Consider the following 20,724-nt stretch of genomic DNA (forward strand, 5'->3'; position numbering starts at 1 on the left):
TTTTCAGCACAGGCGTTAAAAAGGGCCCCGCGTCGTGCAGGGCCCTTTCGTGATCGATTTGCCCGTGCGTCAGCCTTTGCGGCGACGGCTTGCCGTGATCAGACCACCGACACCGGCCAGCAGCAGCAATCCGGAGGCGGGCAGCGGAACCGGAGCCACTTCGGTGATTTCGATGGTCAGAACATTGAAGTCGTCTGAGGTGAAGTCGAAAAAGCCGCTGAGTGTAGCAAGGGCGGGCAGAGACGGGTCAGACCCCGGAGGGGCCAGATCCACACCGCTCCCAAAATCAAGACTCAGAGCGCGCTGGATGGTGCCAGCCTCGTCCGCGCCTGCATTGATGTCAGCGCCCTGAACGAAGGCGGCACCACCGGCCACGCTGAGATCATTCACCTCTGTACCGGCGTCAAAGATATTGTCCCGACCCACAACAATCGACTGTGGACCAAGGAAGGAGCCCATCTCGTCGAAAATCTCAATGGGATCGAGGTTTCCTATAAAGGTGTCGTTGGAGGGCAGGATCATAGCGAGGAACGTAAAGAAGCGATCGTCGGTCGGATCGGCGATGTCCACGATCGCTGAACCTGCGTCACCACCTGCCTGACCCGGGCCGATGTCTGGCGAGAAGATCGGTCCCGGACCTGCATTGCCGAAAACCGGTGCAGGCACACCGCCGCCACCTTCGCTGGCACGCTGGGCCGCAATTGTGGTGTCGTCACTCGCCGGACCGAACCGTCCGGTTTCTGCGAGATCCCGCAGGCCTTCGGACGCTGTACCGCCGATCTTGATCGGGTCGAAACCGCCGTTGTGGAATGCCGTATAGAGCGGCGTGATGAACAGTGGGGTCGTGCCATTGTGGGTGACACTGATCTTGAGGGTGGTCGCATTTGCATCTGAACCGAGCGCACCAATTGACCCCATGGCCAGAACGGCCACAGCCAATAAATTCTTCATTGCGTGTTTCCTTGTTGGAGTTTCATGGGTGTGAGCGCTCACACGGCCACAGTACCAGCCCTGCATTCACACAGGGGTCACGTGTCGGTGAAAGTCCTTTAAATATATGACGTTTTTGCGATTGAGCGCGATCAGAAGTTCACCGGGCCGTGATCAGTCCGGCGTCCGCGCGTGTGAGGCGGGGCGGGGACCGAAGGCATTGCGCTTGACTTCGCGCTGTCAGTTTTCACACATTCGGTACACGCGGAGGTCGAAGCGCAGAAGCGCTGACACGGGCAGGCGATCGCCGTATTTTGCCGACAAGCTGAGCTTCGACGCGCCCTTTGGCGCGACTGCAACGTATTGAATTTTGAGGGTAGCGCATTGAGCAATAGTCAAAATAGCAAATTCTGGTGGACGAACCCGACCAACGTTAAAGTCCGGGGTAAAAAGGTTCAGCCAAACGTGCGTGGTGTGACGGTCGACGACGACCGCCTGCAGGAAATGGGCGAACTGAACGGTCGCCTCGCAGTAACTTTTGAGCCTCTGGATGAGCCTTTTGTGCCCAGTGAGTTGCGGTGGGTTTACAGCAAGGTGCCCGACAAGGAACGCAACCTACCGGATGGATTCAAAGGCCATATGGCGGCGCTTATCATTTCCGAAGCATTCTATGAAATCCTCAGGGACTTTTACCTCGGGCAAAGCCAGCTTTTCGAACTGCCGCTCTATGAACTCAAGACACTGACGAAAATGGGCCGGACAGAAGCGGACTACTCAAAACCGGATCCACGGAAATGGTATCTTCTGCACGTTACGGAGCTCAAAAATGCGCTGGTGCCTGAACAGTGTGAGAACCTGTGGCAACCACGGCTCCGGGATCCAAGTTACCTGGCGTTCGATCCATCGAATGCACCTGTGATCGCGCTGGACGCCCACGCCGCGGCGGCTGGTGTTCCGGTCTGGCGGGAACAGCATCTGCGCGATGGGGTTTTCTTTTCTGACGACATCAAACGCGCCGTGAAAGCGGCGAAGCTGAAAACGCCCGCGTTTTCGTTCAAACCCTGCGTGCTTTTCTGAGCGACCGGAGGCCTGCCGTCACGCCCGCTGTGCGCGGCGACTTGCAGAATGCCGGGCTCAGCGGATCAGGGCCGCCAGGTCAGGAAATTCGCGATCATGCGCAGGCCGGCGGACTGGCTTTTTTCCGGGTGGAACTGCAGGCCGATCATGTTGTCGCGCCCGATGACGGCGGTGACGTCGCCGGCGTAGTCCACGTGGGCCAGGCGCTGGGCAGGGTCTGTGACCTGCATATGATAGCTGTGCACGAAATAGGCGTGATCGCCCGTCTGCACCCCTTCGAACACCGGGTGGGGGGCGTTCAGCACCAGGTCGTTCCAGCCCATGTGCGGCACTTTCAGCGATGCGTCTGCCGGTGCAATGCGGGTCACGTCACCACCGACCCAGCCGAGGCCTGCTGTCTCCTGATATTCCAGCCCGCGCGTGGCCATCAGCTGCATGCCCACACAGATGCCCATGAAGGGGCGGCCGCGGGTTGTAACAGCCTCGATCATCGCGTCACAGAGGCCCGAATGACCGCTGAGGGCTGCCATACAGGCCGGGAAGGCGCCGTCGCCGGGCAGTACCACGCGGTCCGCGCGGGCCACGGTTTCGGCATCGCCGGTGACCACAACGTCGCCGCCGTCCACTTCACCGGCCATGCGTTCAAAGGCTTTGTGCGCCGAATGCAGGTTGCCGCTCTCGTAGTCGATAATGGCTGTCAGCACGTCAGAGCGCACCTTTGGTCGAGGGAATGGCATCGGCCTTGCGCGGGTCCGTCTCCAGCGCGTCACGCAGGGCGCGGGCCACTGATTTGAACGCGGCCTCGGCGATGTGATGGCTGTTCAGCCCGTGCAGCATATCGACGTGCAGGGTGATACCGCCGTGTGTGGCAAAGGCCTGGAAGAATTCGCGCACGAGTTCGGTGTCGAAGGTGCCTATCTTTGCCGTGGGGAAGTCCACGTTCCACACCAGAAAGGGCCGGGCCGACAGGTCGAGTGCGGCGCGCACCAGCGCGTCATCCATGGGCAGCAGACAGGAGCCGTAGCGCACGATGCCGCGTTTGTCGCCCATGGCCGCCGTCAGCGCCTGACCGAGGGCGATGCCGGTGTCCTCGACCGTGTGGTGGTCGTCGATGTGCAGATCGCCGGTGGCGCGGATGGTCATGTCGATAAGCGCGTGGCGCGACAGCTGGTCAAGCATATGGTCGAAAAAGCCAACGCCGGTCTGGTTGTCGTAGACGCCGGTACCGTCCAGATCGATCGTCACCTGGATATCGGTTTCCGCGGTTGTGCGGGTGATGGTGTGGCTGCGCATGTCCGGGCTCCGGAGGTCAGAATTCCGCGCCCTTATAACAGCCTGCGGTTCTGCGCCAAGGTGTTAACTTGGGGATTGCGGCGGGCGTGCTCTCTGTGCCAGCCTGTAGCCTGCAACATCTGTCCCGGAGACCCGTCATGTCCACCTGTGTGTTTATCCAGATCCGCTGTAAACCGGGCACGACCTATCAGGTGGCCGAAGAGATCGCGCTGCGTGAAATCCATTCGGAACTCTATTCCACGAGTGGCGATTACGATCTTCTGATGAAACTCTATATTCCGGCGGAGGCTGATGTGGGCAAATACATCAACGAGCATCTGCTGGATATCAGCGGGATTGAACGGTCCCTGACGACCATGACGTTCAAAGTGTTTTGAGCCTGCGGGCGGCGGCGGTTGCCGCAGTTCTGATGCTGGCGGGCGGGCCGGCGGTGGCGCAGAGGACGTATGAGGGCAGTGAGGCGGCGGCGCTGCGCTGTGCCAATACCATGGCCTTCACCGCCATTGCGCTGTCTGAGACCGGCCGGATGACCGAGGTGGAAAAAGACGTGCTGCTGGGGGTCACGGTGCTCATTCTGGAGCGGCATGTGTCCGGCACCTGGGCGCAGAAGAAGGCGGCGCTGGAGGTGGTGCGTGACCGGCGGGACACGCTGGAGACCTTGCAGGATTTTGAGATGTTTGCGGAAACCTGTCTGCGGCAGTTCCCGATCAACTGATATCGCGTCCGGGCGCATTTGCCGCTGATTTTCAGTAATTTGCTCCGGACGCCGCTGCACTGTTTTACACTTTGATAAGAATCGCCTGCTACCCGGATTGGCAGCGCGCAGCCCGGACACGCCAGAATATCCGGACACCGGCTCTCCCGGCTGTTGCTCAATGTGAGTACAAGGGGGTTTCCTGTGCAGCAAGTACTGAAAAATGTCACCATCTCAAAGCGCCTGCCGGCCATCATGGCTCTGCTGGTCGGGGTCACTGTCCTCGTTATGGGGGTTGCGAACTACTATTCGACGCAGTCCGTCATCCGCGCGGGGGCTTCCGAGAAGCTGCAGTCCATCGGTATTCTCAAACAGAAGCGGATCGAGAACCTGCTGAACGACATCGACCGCGACCTGCGGCTTCAGACCCTTGAACCTACGACGTCGCAGGCGCTGATCGCGCTGACGGACGGGTATACATCGCTGGAGAACCGCGAAGAAGTCCTGCGCCGGGTGTACATCACGGACAACGAATTTCCGCTGGGAGAGAAAGACCAGCTGGTAAAAGCGGATACCGGGTCAAGCTATGGGTTCATCCATGCCATCTATCATCCCACTTTTACCCGTCTGAAGAACGAGATGCAGTACTACGACATCTTCCTGATCGATCCGGACGGGAACCTTGTTTACAGTGTTTACAAGGAAAACGATTTCGCGACCAATCTGAATGACGGGGCCTTCAAAGACTCGGGCCTTGCTCAGGCGTTTCGCGGCGCCCTTGAACTGCCTGCGGATGGCGGATCCGTCTTTGTCGATTTACAGCCTTATGAGCCGAGTGCCTATGCGCCGGCGGCCTTTCTTGCGCGCCCGGTTTTCAATGAGCAGGGCACACTGCTGGGCGTTCTGGCCTATCAGATGCCTGCTGGAATGCTGGACAAGGCTGCGGGCGAGCTTGATGGTCTCGGCGGCACAGCAGATGGGTTCATTGTTGGTGCGGATCGCCTGATGCGGACGAACTCACGGCTGACGGAGGACAACGAAGCGCTGACAACGGTCGTGGACAACGAGGCCGTGACACAGGGGCTTGAGGGCGGTTCGGGTCTCTTCAGTGCGACCGGTCGCGACGGCCAGCGGGTTACCGGCTATTACGGTGGATTTGATTTCAATGGGACCAAATGGGTGTCCATCGTCCAGCAGGACTACGACGAGCTTTACGCAGCTGCCTACCGGACAATGTACATTGGCGCGGCCATTGCCGTGGCCATTTTTGCGGGATCGCTGGTCGTTTCAGTCTTCTTTTCCCGCACTATTTCGCGGCCGCTGCAGCGCCTGACGGGTTCGGTTTCATCCGTTTCCGAAGGGGCTCTGGACACAGAAGTGCCTGAAACAGAGCGCGGGGATGAAATAGGTGCGCTGGCCCGGGCCGCGGAAGTGTTCCGCCAGAACGCGGTCCGTATGGAAAAGATGAACGAGGAACAGAAAGCCGCCAGCGAGGAGATGGCGCGCCTGAGCGAGGAGCGGGAGAAGGCCGCAGAGCGTGAGGCGCAATCGATGCGTGAGCGTGAAGAGGCCGATAAAGCCGCGGCACAGGAGCGCGAGGAAATGATGCGTAAGCTCGGCAGCTCGTTCGGCGAGGTTGTGCATGATGCCCTGGCCGGGCGGTTTACGAGCCGCGTGGATGCGGATTTCGACGACGAGATCCTGATTGAGCTTGCCGACAACATCAACCGCCTGATGGGGGCTGTGGATGATGGCCTGCATCAGACCGGCGCCGTTCTGGGCCGGATCGCCGGGGGCGATCTGTCCCAGCGTCTTGAAGGGGATTTCCAGGGGGCCTTTGCAGAGCTGCAGACCAATGTGAATGACATGGTCGGCTCGCTCAACACGCTGATCGGTGAGATTTCGGTCAGTGGCAATACGCTGTCTGAATCCTCGGGCGAACTGCAGCAGACGGCCGATCTTCTGTCGCGGCAGGCGGAGCAGAATGCAGCATCTGTCGAGCAGACCTCAGCCGCACTGGAGCAGTTGTCTGCGAGCATCAAACACGTGAGCGGCAATATTTCCGAGGTCAGCACCAACGCCCGTGAAGCGCGTGACAGTGCCGTGGCCAGTGAAAAGATCGCAGGAGATGCGGCTGTATCGATGGACCGTATCGCAGACGGCTCAAAGGAAATTTCGCGCGTGACTGCGGTGATCAACGACATCGCGTTCCAGATCAACCTGCTTGCGCTCAATGCGGGCGTCGAGGCCGCACGGGCGGGCGAGGCGGGGCGGGGCTTCTCCGTTGTTGCATCTGAAGTGCGCCAGCTGGCTCAGCGGGCCAGTGAAGCCGCGCGTGAGATCGGCGAGGTGATCTCGCAGAGCGATACGGCCGTTGCTGAAGGGGTCGAAAATGTCGCCAATGCCAAAGCGTCGCTTGAGGACATTTCGGCGCGGGTGATCAGCATTTCCGACAGCGTCGATGATGTCACCACCGCGATCTCAGAGCAGTCCTCAGGCATCAACGAGATCAACTCCGCAGTGTCTCAGATCGACGGCAACACGCAGAAACAGGCGGCGGCCTTTGAAGAAGTGACCGCGTCCAGCCAGGTGCTGGCGCAGGAGGCGAAGGATCTGAAACAGTCGACGGCCCGTTTCATCATTCCGGATGCCCCGGCAGCGCGCCCCGCGCCTGCGCGTGCTGCGGCCCCCGTGGAAACAGCGCCGCGCGAGATGCCCGCAGCGTTTGAGGACGATCGCGCAGACGGTACATATGGTGGTGCCGGCTGGGAAGAGTTCTGATCCGGCGGACGACCCTGCACCGGGCGGCGCAGTCGGCTGCCCGGTGGGACGGGGCGCAGCGCTTCGGCTTACTGCCTGTCCCCGTCTGATCCCCGGCACCGACAGGCTCCTCGGCCCGCAGGGCGGCCGCTTCAATTGCGTCGCGTCGCAGATGGCCCTAACACTCCGGACATGACTGACAGCCACGCCTGCGAACATTCCGTCTGGCTGGTGCCCGATACCGCCAGCAGCGCTCTTTTCACCGAAGAGATCGCATCCCTTGTCACAGCGACCGGCGGAACGCCGTTCATGCCGCACATCACCATGGCGGGTGATCTGACCGGGTCTCCCGGCGCGACACAGGAACTCTGCCGCGCCATGTCGGGGAGCCTCGCACCTTTTGAGGCCACCGTGTCCGCGATGGTGGCGGGGCCGCAGTTTTTTATGTCCTTGTTTCTTGATCTGACGGTGCCTGCGCACGTGACAAACGCCCGGCAGCAGCTGTGCGCCCGGCTGGGTCTGAGTGCGGCGCCCGCGTGGCGGCCACATATCAGTCTGGCCTACGGCGTTGAACCCGGACCGGAGAAGGAAGCGATACATGCGAGGCTGGAGCACGCCCACCGCGGCCGCAGCATCCCCATCCGCGATGTGGTGGTGGCCCATTCATCCGCCACGCTGGCCATCGACAGGTGGCGCGTGATCTCCCGTTTCCGCCTGGGCGAAGGGGCCCTCTGACAGCCTGCGGTTTACCCCGCACAGAACTTGACACCGCCGGTTGCACCGCTGATGGTAGCGCCAGGGGGGCGGACAAATGCATCTTTTGTCATGCGTTTGTCACTGACCTGCCTGTAAAAACAAAAACGCAATCAAGCTGTTCCAAGGAAAGGGAGATCCCGATGAAATATACAGCCCTGCTCGCCGCAGGCTTTGCTACTTTTGCCACTTCCGCACTCGCGCAGACTGAAATCCAGTTCTGGCACGCGATGGGCGGACGCCTGGGCGAGGTGGTCGAGGAGATCGCCGAGAAGTACAATGCCAGCCAAAGCGACTATGTTCTGGTGCCCACATACAAGGGTGGCTACGAGGATACGATGACTGCCGGTATCGCCGCATTCCGCGCGAAACAGCAGCCTGACCTGATCCAGATTTTCGACGCCGGTGCGGCGACAATCATCAACGCAAAAGGCGCCACTGTGCCGGTTGCTGACCTGATGACAGAGCACGCAGGCGGCTTTGACAGCGGCGACTTTATCGAAGGCGTGCGGTATTTCTATGCCGACAGCGATGGCAAGATGATCGGCATGCCGTTCAACTCGTCCACACCGCTGCTGTACTACAACAAAGACATCTTCGCCGAAGTGGGCATCGACGCACCGCCAGCCACATGGGAAGAGTTCGAAGCCATGGCACCCAAGCTGAAAGAGGCCGGGTATCAGGCGCTTTCGCAAAGCCACAGCCCCTGGATTTTCTCCGAGAACTTCCACAGCCGTCACAATCTTCAGATGGCGACGGGCAACAACGGGTATGACGGTACGGATGTGAAAATCCTGTACAACAACCCGGAAATGAAGATGCACTGGACCAAGGTCAAAGAGTGGCTGGACGCTGGTTATTACGGCTTTTACGGCCGTGGCTGGGGCGACAACCAGGACGCTTTCGTGCAGAAGAAAACAGCCATGTGGCTGGGCTCCTCGGGCTCGTTCGGCGGTCTGAAAGCGAGCGCGGACTTTGATTTCGGCACATCCTACCTGCCGTACTGGGAAGCGATCATCGAAGAGCCCAAGGGCACCTTCATCGGTGGCGCTGCGCTGTTCGCCATGGCCGGCAAAAGCGAAGAGCAGAACGCAGCGACAGCTGACTTCCTGAGCTTCCTGTCCAGCCCGGACATCCAGTACTTCTGGCATAAGGAAACCGGCTATGTGCCGATCACAAACGCGGCCTATGACGTGGCAAAAGCGGACGGCTACTACGAGTCCACGCCGGACGCCGAAGTTGGCATCCTGCAGCTGACCCAGCCGGGCGGCGAATGGACCAAAGGCTACCGTCTTGGGTTCTATGTTCAGATCCGCGACGTGATGTACAAGCACTACGAGGACATCTTCTCCGGTGACGCGACTGTCGATGAGGCGTTCGCGGGCATCGAGGAAGAAGCCAACGAACTGCTTGAGCGTTTCAACGCGACCTACAACTGATCCTGAAAAAGGCTGGCGGGGCTGTGTCCCGCCAGCCACTCAAAGACCGGCCGGGGGGCACACTTTATGAAGCGCGTTCAGTTCGAGCACAGCGCTGTTCCGTACCTGTTCATTGCACCGCAGATCATCATTATTGTGATCTTTTTCCTGTGGCCCGCTGCCCAGGCGATTTACCAGTCTTTCCTGCTTGAAGATGCCTTTGGCCTGTCCTCGCAGTTTGTCTGGTTCCGCAATTACGCAGACACAATCTTCAATCCGTCATGGCTCCAGGCCGCAGGCTTTACCATCATCTTCTCGACGCTGGTCACGTTCCTGTCGCTGGCGATTGCTTTGTTGCTGGCGGTCAAGGCCAACGAGGTCATCCATGGCGCGAGCACCTACAAGACGCTGCTGATGTGGGCCTATGCCATCGCACCGCCTGTTGCGGGGCTGATGGGCAACCTGATGTTCAACCCGCTGATCGGGGATCTTTACCAGGGCATGAATGCGCTGGGGTTTGATTTCGACCACAAGCTGGATCCGGTGGATGCGGGTTTTGTGGTGATCCTGATTTCGGTCTGGAAACAGGTGAGTGTGAACTTCATCTTCTTCCTGTCCGGGCTGCAGGGCATCCCCAATTCGGTGAAGGAAGCGGCGACCATGGACTGTGACAGTTCGTTCCGCCGGTTCTGGACGATCACCTTCCCGCTGCTCGCGCCCACGACGTTCTTTCTGATGGTGATCAACATCACCTATGCGTTCTTTGAAACCTTCGGGATCATCGACACCACAACGCAGGGCGCACCGGGTGGCGCAACCACGACGCTGGTGTTCAAGGTGTTCCAGGACGGTTTCCGCGGCGCGGACATCGGCGGCTCCTCGGCGCAGTCGGTGGTGCTGATGATCATGGTGCTTGTGCTGACCGTGATCCAGTTCCGCTTCATTGAGAAGAAGGTGCACTACTGATGGAACGGCCTTCGATCACAACACATATCATTCTGATCATCGGCGCGATTTTCATGACGCTGCCGGTCTGGATCGCTTTTGCCACCTCGACCCACGCGCCGGAGACGATCCTGCGCGAGGGTCTGCAGTTCTGGCCCGGCGGGCATTTTTTCGAGACCTACAACGAGGTGCTTTTCGTTGAGGGCGGGGTGATGAAAAAGGTCACCGCGGTGACCATGCTCAAGAACTCGATGATCCTCGGGATAGGTTTTGCCATCGGCAAGGTCATCATCTCGATGCTGGCGGCCTATGCCATCGTCTATTTCCGGTTCCGGCTGGGTGTGCCGCTGTTCTGGATCATCTTCATGACGCTGCTGCTGCCGCTCGAAGTGCGGATCATTCCGTCTTATGAGGTGGTGGCCAACATGGGGCTGCTGGACACGCATACGGGGCTGATTGTGCCGCTGATTGCTTCGGCGACTGGCACGTTCTTTTTCCGGCAGTTTTTCAAATCTGTGCCGGATGAGCTGCTGGAGGCCGCGCGTCTTGACGGGGCCACCGCCTGGGGGTTCTTCAAGGACATCCTTGTGCCGCTGAGCCGGACGATGATTGCGGCGATCCTGATCATCATGTTCGTGGTCGGCTGGAACCAGTATCTGTGGCCGCTCATCATGACGACGCAGGAAGACAATTATACGCTGGTGATCGGCATCAAGCAGATCTACCAGGTGCTGAACGAGGGCGGCGAGCTGCCCCAGTTCCAGAAGGCATTTGCACTGACAATTCTGGCGACACTGCCGCCGGTTCTTGTGGTGCTGATATTTCAGAATTGGTTCGTAAAGGGCCTCGTGGAGAGTGAAAAATAATGGCTCAGGTTGAACTCAAACAGGTCCGCAAAACATATCCGAACGGGGCGGAAGCCATCTTTGGTGTCGACATGCAGATCGCGGATGGCGAGCTGATTGTTTTTGTCGGCCCGTCGGGCTGTGGCAAGTCGACACTGCTGCGCATGGTGGCCGGTCTGGAGTCTGTGACATCGGGCGAAATCAGCATTGGCGAGCGTGTGATCAATGACGTTTCCCCGTCGCAGCGTGATGTGGCGATGGTGTTCCAGAACTATGCGCTTTATCCGCATATGACCGTGCGCGGGAACATGTCCTATGGTCTGAAGAACCGCAAAATGCCGGCAGACGAGATCGAACGCCGCATCGTTGAGGCGGCGAAGATGCTCAAGATCGATCAGTTCCTCGACCGCCAGCCCAATCAGCTGTCGGGGGGACAGCGTCAGCGTGTGGCCATGGGACGTGCGATTGTGCGCAACCCGCAGGTCTTTCTGTTTGATGAACCGCTGTCGAACCTGGATGCCAAGCTGCGCGTGCAGATGCGCATCGAGATCAAGAAGCTGCAGCGGAGCATGAATGTCACCTCGATCTATGTGACCCACGACCAGACCGAAGCGATGACGCTTGCGGACCGTCTGGCGGTGATCAATGAGGGACAGGTGGAGCAGATGGGCGCGCCGATGGAGCTCTATTCCAATCCGCGCACGCTCTTTGTGGCGTCCTTTATCGGAGCCCCGCAGATCAACCTGATGCCGGTGACGTTTGACGGCACGCACCTGGTGAATGGCGACATCCGCCTGACGGGTTACAGCGATCTGCCGGCGGATACGCCGCTGGTGCTGGGCGTGCGGCCTGATGTGCTGTCGATCCGCGAGGATGGCCAGTTCCCGCTGAGCGTCGATCTGGTGGAACAGCACGGCGGCGAAAACCTGATCTACGGCTCGGTGACCGGTGCGGTATCTGACGAGGGCGACGCGCATGAGATCTGCCTGAAGGCCCCGCAGGATCTGTTGCCGGATATGGATGACCGGCTGACGCTGGGTTTTGATCCGGCAGACAGCTTTGTGTTCCGCGCGGATACAGGTGAGCGCCTGAAATGACCGGCCGGGTGCCGCCCCTTGTCCGGTGTGAAGGCGCGGCACGACGGTTTTCCGTAGGATGAAGCGGCCCCTGTTGCGGCAGATCGGGGCGCACGTCGTCCTGATGGCGGGTGTGCTTTTTCTGATCGGGCCCGTGGTGCTGATGGTGTCGTCGTCCACCCAGTCGACGCACGATCTGGTGACCGGGGGGCTGCGGTTCTGGCCCGGTGCGCATGGGCTGGATAATTTCCGTACCATTCTGACCCTGCAGGCGGGGTTTACGAACCAGATCACGGCCGCGGATATGCTGCGCAATTCACTGATCGTGGCGTCAGGGATCGCGGGAGCCACCACGGTTTTGTCACTGCTGGCGGCCTATGGGCTGGTCTGGTTCCGCCTGCCGCTGGCAAAGGCCTTTTTGTGGGTGACGCTTGCCACGCTGCTGCTGCCGCTTGAAAGCCGTTTCATCACAACCTTTCAGGTGACTTCTGCGCTGGGGCTGATCAACACGTATACCGGTATGATCCTGCCTGCGGTGATGATCGCCCTTGGCACGATGTTTTTCCGCCAGCTGTTTCTGAGCTTTCCGGGCGAATATCTCGAAGCCGCGCGGCTGGACGGGGCGGGGCCCTGGCGCTTTTTTGTGGATTTTATCCTGCCGCTGTCGCGCGAACGGGGCGGGGCGATTTTCGTGGTCTCGTTCATGATCGGCTGGAACCAGTATCTGTGGCCGCTGCTGATCAGCACGGACGAGGGGCATTACACGCTGGTGCGCGGCATCCGCCTGATCGGCCAGGAAAGTGGTCCGGGTATGGCGCTGGTTGTGCTGACCATTCTGCCGCCGATGATCCTGGTGATCATCTTTCAGCGCTGGTTTCTGCGTGCGCTCGCGGATCAGAAGGAAAGCTTCTGAGCCTGTTCGGGCCCGGGCCGATACCTCAGTTTTTAGCTGCATTTTAAGCAGAAATGCATCGTTTCTGACCACCTGACGACGCGGTTAAACCGTTCCTGAAACATTCACCGGCATCATCTGCTTTGCAGAGGAGATGTGGATGTCGGGCGTGGGCCTGTTTTATCGGCGATGTTTGGTGTGGTCTGGCCTTGTGGCCCGGGCCGCCGGTGTCCTGTGCTCTGTGATCAGCCACCGAACCAGACGCGCGCAGGGGTAGAGACCATGCAGCGCATCAATTTCATGAGCCGCTTTCTGAAGCTGACGCTCTTTGGCTATATCCTGTCGATCCTGTGTGTGGCCGGTGCGGTCTGGTTTGCCTCTGCGCCGACGCTGAAAAAGATGCAGCTGGAAGCCAAACGCGCGCACCTTGAAACCAAGGCCAACGTGATCGGCTCGATCCTTGATGCCATGGTGGATGAGGGCGAGTTTCTGGCCCGTTCGCCTGATATCGTTGAATATGTCACCGGTCACGAAACCCGCGATGCAATGGCCATCAGTGCCCTGCTGACGCTGCAGGATGCCCGGAACATCCGTCTTGTTGATTTCAGCGGGCGCGTAAAGGTCTCGGTGCATGAAGAACAGTCAACCTCGCCTTTTCTGCCTGTTGAAGCGGTCGAGGGTATTGCCGATCTGGTCAGTGGCCGCACCCCTGCGGAGGCGCGTATTTCGTACCGGCCCAGCCGCGGCGAACACATGGCCCATTTCCTGATTTCGGTACCGGTTCTGTCTCTGGGTCAGGTCGAGGGGTTGCTGGTTTTTGAAAGAACCGTTGATCTCGGGCATATACTGACGGCCACCGATGGTCAGCCTGCGACCGTAATCGCCACGACGTTTCAGATGGAGCGCTGGGGCGAGTGGTTCGGGCGCAGCGGCTCGATCGTGTCCACGCGCATGCCCAGCGGAGACTTCCATCTGATCGTGGATACCGATCAGAAAACGCTGGCAAATCTGGGGTTCAATCTGGTTGTGAATGCGATCGGCGTGGCGATGCTCGCGCTTGTTGTCCCCTTCAGCATGATGGCGGCTTCGGGCATGCGTGCGATTGTGCGGCCCCATGAAGAACTGGAAAAATCCCGTGAGGTACTGGCGCAGAAGCAACGCGAACTGGGGGAACTGGCGCAGATCGCGGAAATGGCGAATGAAAGCATCCTGGTCACCGACAGTGAGCGCAGGATAATCTGGACGAATAATGCGTTCACCAAAATTACCGGCTACAGCAGGGAAGAAGTGGTCGGCGTCCGGCCCAATGACCTGCTGTACGGCCCCGACACAGATCCGCGTGTGATCACGCAGATCCGCGATGCGATCCGGAACCGTGAGCCGGTGCAAACCGAGGTTCTGGTCTATCACAAGGACGGACGGCCTTACTGGATCAGCCTTGGCATTTCGCCGCTGGAGGCAACGGCGGCAACCGGTGTTCGGTTTGCATCGATTTCTACAGACATTACGGCGGCCAAGGAAGCGCAGGAAAAGCTCGCGCAAGCCAAGGCTGCTACGGAAAGGCAGTCGCTGCATGACGCGCTGACCGGGCTGCCGAACCGCCGGTGTCTGGACGGTATTCTGGAGACAGAAGTGACCGACATACACCCGCCGCGCACTCTGATCCGCGTGGACCTCGACCATTTTAAAAACGTCAATGATACGCTCGGCCATGCGGCCGGGGATTTTGTTCTGAAAAGCGTGGGCGAGATCCTGAAGAAGGGCGTGCGGCCAGGCGACGTTGCGGCCCGTATCGGCGGCGATGAATTTGTGATCCTGCTGGAGGTCGGTGGCGATTCCGAAACGGCGCGACGGATGACCGATGGCCTGCTGGTGGAGATCCGCAGGGAAATGGACTTTGAAGGCAAGACCTGCCGGGTTGGTGCCAGCTTCGGGATCGCGTCTGCCATGGATGGCCTGCTGAGCAATTCGGACCTGCTGAAAGGGGCGGATTCGGCGCTGTATTCGGCCAAGGAACTCGGCAGGAACACAGCAACTCTCTACACACCACAGCTGCACAGTATCGTAAATGAAAAGCGCATGCTGTCGGCTGAGATTGAACTGGGGATCCGCAACAAAGAGTTCGAGGCGTTTTTCCAGCCTCAGTTCAACGCGCATTCCGGTGCCCTTGAGGGGGTTGAGGCGCTGGTGCGCTGGCTGCATCCGACGCGGGGCCTGCTGCCGCCCTCGCAGTTCCTGAAGGTTGCGGAACAGCTGCGCTTTACCCCGGACATTGACCGCCAGGTGTTCGAATTCGGGCTGTCCCGCATCGCGCGGCTGAATGACGCCGGCTATCCGGTGCCGAAGATATCGTTCAACATGGACGTGCATCAGATCGTGAATACACGCATCGAGGACATTGTCCGGCGGCATGACATCGGGCAGACAATTGTTGCGCTCGAAGTGCTGGAGAGCGTGCTGGTTGAAGAGCAGGACCAGAATTTTGTGGCACGGATCAACCATCTGCGCGCGGCTGGTTTCCAGATCGAAGTGGATGACTTCGGGTCGGGGCATGCATCGGTTATCGGTCTGAAACACCTCAAGCCCCATGTGATGAAGCTGGACCGGATGCTGGTTCAGCCGGTCGACACCGATACGACCGCGCGCACACTGGCCCGGAACATGATTGAAATGGGCAAAGCACTGGGCATTTCGGTCACCGCGGAAGGGGTGGAAACCGCCCGGCATGCAGCCATCATGCGTGATCTCGGTTGCGATACGCTGCAGGGCTTCTATTTTGCCCGGCCAATGCCGTTTGAAAAACTCGAAGCGTTCATCTGCGGCGGAGAGCGTGAGAACCTGGCGCGCGGGCGAACGTCGGGGCGCTCCTAGGTCAGTTCGGAGATCGCACGGTTGCCCCGTTGCGCCGCATCAGGCGCCCGACGACATCAGCGACGTGCCCGGAGGCCTGGACCGATGCCAGACGTTTCTGTATCTGAGCCAGCCGGGACCTGGTGCTTTCAGAGGTCATGAGTTGTTGCAGGGTCCGTGCGATCTTTGCGGGACTGTCCCGGTATCCGCCGGACATACCAATGCCGTGATACTGCGCGCGCGCGGCATTCCCCTTTCCATCGAGTGCATTGGGGCAGATCAGCATAGGCGTCGCGGTTGCAAGGCATTCACCGAAAGTGCCTGCGCCGCCATGGAAAATCGCGCAGTCGGCCGCTTCCAGCGCGTCAAGCTGTGGTGCCCAGCCGGCAAACTGCAGATTGTCGGCGGGGGTGGTGCCGGGCAGCAGCCGGTCGGCATCGCCTGCCACCAGAATGTTCCAGCCGGTATGGGCCTGCGCGACCTGGTTGAGCGCCTGAATGAACCTGACGGGCGGTCTGCGCATGGATCCGAACCCGGCGTAGATGCGTTTTTTCCCGTCGCCGCGCGCAAAAAACGATCCGGGTCAGGTGCTGCGACGGGGCGCGGTCGGTTCCGCCAGATCTGAGGTCCGAGGAAGGTCAGGTGCTCTGCTGCGGGAGCCGGAAAGTCCAGCGCGCCGTCAACCAGAGCCAGCGTTGGCAACCGGTAGCTCCACGGTGTCTGAAACGCCTTTCGGGTTGTGATGTTGACCAGATCAACGCCGTTCTTGTCCGCCAGAGCCCTGTGTGCGGTGGCCATGTCAGCCCCCCAGCGGCGGAAGCTCGCGCGCCGCAATCTGAGGTGTTTGGTCATCTCGAGCAGGCGCCAGCGCATACTGACAGCCGCCGGCGTGCCGGTCAGGCCTCTGCCCGGTATGGCCGAAGTGGTCAGGGGGGCGCCAGCGGTCCCGGCGGAGAGAAGTACATAAACGACAGCAGGACAGTCCGATATCCCGCCGAAATGCTGCGGATGACTGCGCTGTGGTGCTCGCAGTCGGCCAGCACCATGTCGGGCGCGGTCTGTTTGAGCGCTTGGGCAAACCCATCTTCCTCAATGCGCGCAACGGCCCGTGCCGTTCGGTCCTGTTTCAGGCGTGCCGTCCGCGGAAGGCCGGGTTTTGGCAGGTAGCCTGCGCGCACGCTCAGCAGCGGGGCCTGAACGGGGACCACCGGAAACCCGGCATGAGCGATGGCGCTCTGGCAGTTGTCGGGCGCGGCAAACGTGACATCATGGCCTGCCCCCTGCAGCGTTTCGGCCAGAGCGAGTGTTGAGAAAAGATTGCTCATCAGGCCGGTGCAGGTGAACAGCAGTCGTGCGATGATCGGCTCCTTTCTGCGCGGCTCAGGATGGTTTTCTCATCAGGGAGATGATCGAGGTTGCAACCGCGACAACGCTTTCGGGAGCCGTGAGGACGTCACGATGCCGGTGCTGCAGGTTGATGACGCTGCGGTTTTTCAGACGGGTGTCGATGGCGCTGCCAGCCGCCAGAGCCGGATTTTCCTGTGAAATCATGACAGTGACCGGCCGGTCGTATTGCCGGATCCGGTAGCGCGACAGCGAAAAGACATAGGCCGAGCGGACCAGCGTACGTCGCCGCCAGTCTGAGCGGGGCATAACGGGCGCGAGGACAGTGAGTGCTGCCACCCGTGCCGTGTGCCGCAGCAACCGCAGTGCAAGGGCGCGTCTGGTCCGGCGGTAGAGGTGCAGAGCGGCGGGCTCGGTGCCCGGGGGTGGGCCGTCCTGCAGCATCTGGTAGGGCGGATCGATCAGAACGAGGTGTTTCAGTTCGTCCCCGAGGATGCGGGCCATTTCCAGCGCCACGGGCGCTCCGGCCGAATAGGCGCAGAGAACATAAGGACCGGCTGGTTTGAGGGCGCGCAGGTTTTCCACGGCCTCCTGTGCCAGGTCCTCAACGCGGATTGTCAGCGGCACCCGCAACCCGTGAAGGTAATGCGAGAACAGCAACCCGACCGGATGGCGGTCGCCAAGCCCACGGGCGACCTGGCTGAACAGCTGCATTGTGCCGTGCACGATAAACACCGCGTCCCGGTCGCCGCCGCTGTTGGCATAGCACACATTGCGGACTTGCCGGCTGTCCACCCTGGTGTCTGCGGTCGCCAGAACACGCCGCGCGAGAGCGCGCGGTGTCGGGTGTTCAAAGATGTCGACCGGGGCAAATGTCAGGCCGTGCTGGCGTGCCATGCTGTACACCGCAATGGTCATGAGACTGTCGCCGCCTTCGTCGAAAAAGTCTGCGTCCGGGTCGAAACTGTCTGTGCCAAGTGCGCCGGCAAAGATGTCCGCAATCTGCTGTTCCAGCGCTGTCATGGGGGGCGGGACGGCACCGGCAACAGGCCGGACGGCGGCCATCTCCGTCAGCGCGCCGACATCGGTTTTCCCGTTGGGCAGGCGTGGAAACTGATCCATCAGAAGGATCCGCGCGGGCACAAAGGGGGCGGGCAGGCGTGTGGCAAGCTGTGCCCTGATCTCTTCTGCTTCCGCCGTGCCGGGGGGTGTTTCGATGCACAGAACTATTGCCCCGTCGATAGGCAAAACAAGGCAGGACGAACCGGGGCAAAGGGCACTGGGCGGCTGCTTCGGTTTCGCCGGGTTCGACCCGGTGACCACGTATTTTCACCTGCCGGTCGCTGCGTCCGGTCCAGGTAATGGTGCCTGACGCGTCGGCGTACCCGCTGTCGCCGGTCCGGTAAAGGCGCGGCGCGCCCGTTCCTGCAGCGGCAAAGGTGTGTTCCGTCAGGGCCGGGGCATTGAAATATCCCTCGGCCAGCGTCGGACCACACACCGCGATCCCGCCCCGGACGCCGGGCGGCAGGGGGATGCCATCGGGGTCGCAGATCCCCGCCCAGGTGCCGGGCAGCGCGCGGCCGATGGGCACGGTGTCGGTGGTGCAGCCGGTCACTTCCGCCGCGGTTGCCCAAACGGTCGTTTCCGTTGGTCCGTATTCGTTGAAAAGCCTGAGCCCGGGGGCGGCCTGACCCACGCGGTCAACAAGCTGCTGGGGCAGGGCTTCTCCGGCGCAGATAAGGGTTCTGAGGCGGCGTAATGTCCGGTCCGGAAGCGCGTCCAGCAATGCAGCCGCCAGCCCGGGCAGGCACAGGGTATGCGTGACCGAATGTCTGTCAATCAGAGTGCCGAGACCGTCCGGGTCCTGTTCCGCATGCTGTGGGGCCAGCACGACGTGCCCGCCCGTGGCCAGCGGCCAGCAGAGCCCGGGCACAGAGCTGTCAAAGGCCAGCGAGGAGAGTACCAGATACGCGTCCGGCGTCCCGCCGTAGATCTCGTCTCGCACGCCGGTAGAATGGGCCAGGGCATTGTGAGAGATTACGACGCCCTTCGGCTTGCCCTGTGACCCGGAGGTGAAAATCACATAGGCCAGTGGCCCGGGCGTCACGGTGGGGGCGTCATCGCCGGTCAGCCTATCCGTCAGGATAAGGTCGGCCCCGTGTGCAGGCAGGGTATCGATGGTGTCGCCGCGCGTGATGATCCGGGCGGGATCGACCGTTTCCAGAATGTCCGCAATCCGTGCGGCAGGATACGTCAGGTCCAGCGGGACGTAGGCGGCACCGGCCATCCAGGTGCCGATGAAGGCGGCCAGAGCATCGGTTTCGCGCGGCAGTGCCACGGGAATGATCTCGCCCGGCCGGGTGCCTGCGCGTCGGAGGGCGGTTGCGATTTCGCCGGCGCGGGAGCGGAGCTGGCCGTAGGTCAGCGTCGTATGTGCGTCGCTGACGGCGGGGGCATCGGGAGTGTTTTCTGCCGCCTTCAGAAACCGTTCGAGGACCGTTTGGTAGGGTTGCGTTGCGGTCACCCGGGGCATCGGCAGTGCCTGCTGCAGCGCGTCGGCCAGCGTGCGCCGCGGGTCAGCCGTGAGGGCTGTGACGATCATGCGGTAGCGCAGCAGTATCCCGTCTGCGAGATCCGGTGACACTTTTGAGGTGTCGAAGTAGAGCTCGCAGCGCAGATCCTCCCCCGGCGTCACGAGCATGGCCAGGGTGTAGTTGCTGGACTGCACCGTGCGCAGGTCGCGGACGGTCACCCCGGCCCGTTCACCGGGCAGGGTGGCCACGGGTTCGTTCACAAAGAGCGTATCGAACAATGGCGTGCCGCGCGGGACGGGGGCGATTGCCTGTACTTCTGCCAATGCGGCGAAGGCATGTGGCGAATGCGCGCGCTGGTGGATTTCGGTATTGGTCAGAAACTCAGCGACAGTCGCCTCAGGATCAATCCGCAGCCGCAGAGGCAGGGTGTTGATGAACGCCCCGGCCGCAGTTGCCGATCCCGGAACCTCCGGCGGCCGGCCGGCATAGGTCTGGCCGAAGATTACGTCATTGCTGCCGGTCAGATGCCGGAGGGTCAGCGCCCAGGCCGCCGACAAAAACGAGTTCGGGGTGATGCGCAGTTTTTTCGATGTTTCACAAACAGCGCGGGCCGTGTCCGCGCCAAGCAGCATCTCCCTGTGGTCCTGGCCCGCGCCTGGTCTGGCCAGCGGGGCCAGGGGAAGCGTTGCGGGATCGTCCAGACCGGCCAGATGCGTCCCCCAGTAGTCTCGGTCAGCCACGTCCTGGCGGTTTTTACGCACCCAGCCCAGAACATCCCGGAACGAAGCCGGTGCGCGATCCGGTGTGGCCTCGCCCGCATAGCGCCGGAAAATGTCATCCAGCACGACAGAGGTGGACCAGCCGTCGCTGATCAGATGGTGCACGGTCCAGACCAGAACGTGCTCAGTTTCGGTGCGGCGGATCAGGCGGACGGCCATCAGGGGCGGTTTGCCCAGATCAAACCGGCGCGATTGTTCCAGCCGGATCAGGGCCGCCAGATCAGTCTGGGCCGCATCGCCGGATTTGCCGGACCAGTCGTCCTCTTCCCAGGGCAGGGTGATGGTTTCGCGGATTGCCTGGGCGGGCTGCTTCATGCCTTCCCAGACGAAACCGGCCCGGTAGCTGTCACGCGCGGTCACGGCCTGTTGCATCGCTGTTTTCAGGCGCTGCGGATCGAGCGGGCCGTCGATGGTACAGGACAGCACGGCGACATAACGGCCCTGGGCCGCGGGGTCTTCCAGCACGTGAAAGAGCATGCCTTTCTGCGCGGGGGTGAGCGGCAGAACCGCTGTGACGCCGGCCGGCAGGGTCAT

Annotated in this window: 17 protein-coding genes and 1 pseudogene; 11 read left to right on the forward strand and 7 right to left on the reverse strand. The window is 61.1% G+C overall.

What is annotated here, in order from left to right; translation table 11 throughout:
• Positions 1-69: 69 nt before the first annotated feature.
• Entirely contained in the window at positions 70-951 is an 882-nt protein-coding gene (locus tag ACZ1HA_RS04360) for a spondin domain-containing protein (RefSeq protein ID WP_472713003.1), read from the reverse strand.
• A 363-nt stretch (positions 952-1,314) separates the two neighbouring features.
• Between ACZ1HA_RS04360 and ACZ1HA_RS04365 the strand changes: the two genes are divergently transcribed.
• A complete protein-coding gene (locus ACZ1HA_RS04365) occupies positions 1,315-2,007 on the forward strand; it encodes a hypothetical protein (RefSeq protein ID WP_472713004.1) in 693 nt (230 codons plus the stop codon).
• 65 nt (positions 2,008-2,072) lie between these two features.
• Here the strand turns inward: ACZ1HA_RS04365 and hisH are convergent, their stop codons facing one another.
• Positions 2,073-2,711 (reverse strand): imidazole glycerol phosphate synthase subunit HisH, encoded by a 639-nt coding sequence (gene hisH / locus ACZ1HA_RS04370; protein ID WP_472713005.1) that lies wholly within the window; start codon positions 2,709-2,711, stop codon positions 2,073-2,075.
• A gap of 1 nt (position 2,712) precedes the next feature.
• A complete protein-coding gene (hisB, locus tag ACZ1HA_RS04375) occupies positions 2,713-3,300 on the reverse strand; it encodes an imidazoleglycerol-phosphate dehydratase HisB (RefSeq protein ID WP_375228201.1) in 588 nt (195 codons plus the stop codon).
• 137 nt (positions 3,301-3,437) lie between these two features.
• Here hisB and ACZ1HA_RS04380 point away from each other — a divergent pair, with 137 nt between their 5' ends.
• From ACZ1HA_RS04380 to ACZ1HA_RS04425, 10 genes are all read left to right on the forward strand, one after another.
• Positions 3,438-3,677, forward strand: coding sequence for an Lrp/AsnC ligand binding domain-containing protein (locus tag ACZ1HA_RS04380; protein ID WP_375228200.1), 240 nt, complete (start codon positions 3,438-3,440; stop codon positions 3,675-3,677).
• Positions 3,674-4,015 (forward strand): hypothetical protein, encoded by a 342-nt coding sequence (locus tag ACZ1HA_RS04385; RefSeq protein ID WP_472713006.1) that lies wholly within the window; start codon positions 3,674-3,676, stop codon positions 4,013-4,015. The genes ACZ1HA_RS04380 and ACZ1HA_RS04385 overlap by 4 nt, the downstream gene beginning before the upstream one ends.
• Before the next feature lie 183 nt (positions 4,016-4,198).
• Positions 4,199-6,775 carry a methyl-accepting chemotaxis protein gene (locus tag ACZ1HA_RS04390; RefSeq protein ID WP_472713007.1) on the forward strand — a complete coding sequence of 859 codons (2,577 nt, stop codon included), beginning with the start codon at positions 4,199-4,201 and terminating at the stop codon, positions 6,773-6,775.
• A 171-nt stretch (positions 6,776-6,946) separates the two neighbouring features.
• Entirely contained in the window at positions 6,947-7,489 is a 543-nt protein-coding gene (locus ACZ1HA_RS04395; protein WP_472713008.1) for a 2'-5' RNA ligase family protein, read from the forward strand.
• A gap of 161 nt (positions 7,490-7,650) precedes the next feature.
• Entirely contained in the window at positions 7,651-8,946 is a 1,296-nt protein-coding gene (locus ACZ1HA_RS04400; protein ID WP_472713009.1) for an extracellular solute-binding protein, read from the forward strand.
• 66 nt (positions 8,947-9,012) lie between these two features.
• A complete protein-coding gene (locus ACZ1HA_RS04405) occupies positions 9,013-9,891 on the forward strand; it encodes an ABC transporter permease subunit (protein ID WP_375228194.1) in 879 nt (292 codons plus the stop codon).
• On the forward strand, positions 9,891-10,736 hold the full coding sequence (locus tag ACZ1HA_RS04410) for an ABC transporter permease subunit (protein WP_472713010.1): 846 nt from the start codon (positions 9,891-9,893) through the stop codon (positions 10,734-10,736). Before ACZ1HA_RS04405 ends, ACZ1HA_RS04410 begins: the two co-directional genes overlap by 1 nt.
• On the forward strand, positions 10,736-11,812 hold the full coding sequence (gene ugpC, locus ACZ1HA_RS04415; protein WP_472713011.1) for a sn-glycerol-3-phosphate ABC transporter ATP-binding protein UgpC: 1,077 nt from the start codon (positions 10,736-10,738) through the stop codon (positions 11,810-11,812). Before ACZ1HA_RS04410 ends, ugpC begins: the two co-directional genes overlap by 1 nt.
• A gap of 58 nt (positions 11,813-11,870) precedes the next feature.
• Positions 11,871-12,704: a carbohydrate ABC transporter permease gene (locus tag ACZ1HA_RS04420; protein WP_472713012.1), complete on the forward strand. Its 834-nt coding sequence runs from the start codon at positions 11,871-11,873 to the stop codon at positions 12,702-12,704.
• A 261-nt stretch (positions 12,705-12,965) separates the two neighbouring features.
• A complete protein-coding gene (locus tag ACZ1HA_RS04425; protein ID WP_472713013.1) occupies positions 12,966-15,554 on the forward strand; it encodes a bifunctional diguanylate cyclase/phosphodiesterase in 2,589 nt (862 codons plus the stop codon).
• A 1-nt stretch (position 15,555) separates the two neighbouring features.
• Here ACZ1HA_RS04425 and ACZ1HA_RS04430 read toward each other — a convergent pair whose 3' ends face one another.
• From ACZ1HA_RS04430 to ACZ1HA_RS04445, 4 genes and pseudogenes are all read right to left on the reverse strand, one after another.
• Positions 15,556-16,056: a glycosyltransferase gene (locus ACZ1HA_RS04430; protein WP_472713014.1), complete on the reverse strand. Its 501-nt coding sequence runs from the start codon at positions 16,054-16,056 to the stop codon at positions 15,556-15,558.
• 403 nt (positions 16,057-16,459) lie between these two features.
• Complete coding sequence (locus ACZ1HA_RS04435) at positions 16,460-16,858, reverse strand: hypothetical protein (RefSeq protein ID WP_472713015.1); 399 nt, start codon at positions 16,856-16,858, stop codon at positions 16,460-16,462.
• A 55-nt stretch (positions 16,859-16,913) separates the two neighbouring features.
• Positions 16,914-17,999 carry an alpha/beta fold hydrolase gene (locus ACZ1HA_RS04440; RefSeq protein WP_472713016.1) on the reverse strand — a complete coding sequence of 362 codons (1,086 nt, stop codon included), beginning with the start codon at positions 17,997-17,999 and terminating at the stop codon, positions 16,914-16,916.
• 169 nt (positions 18,000-18,168) lie between these two features.
• Positions 18,169-20,724, reverse strand: a pseudogene (locus ACZ1HA_RS04445) (non-ribosomal peptide synthetase); the annotation flags it as partial.

Source organism: Roseobacter sp. S87, assembly GCF_055693285.1.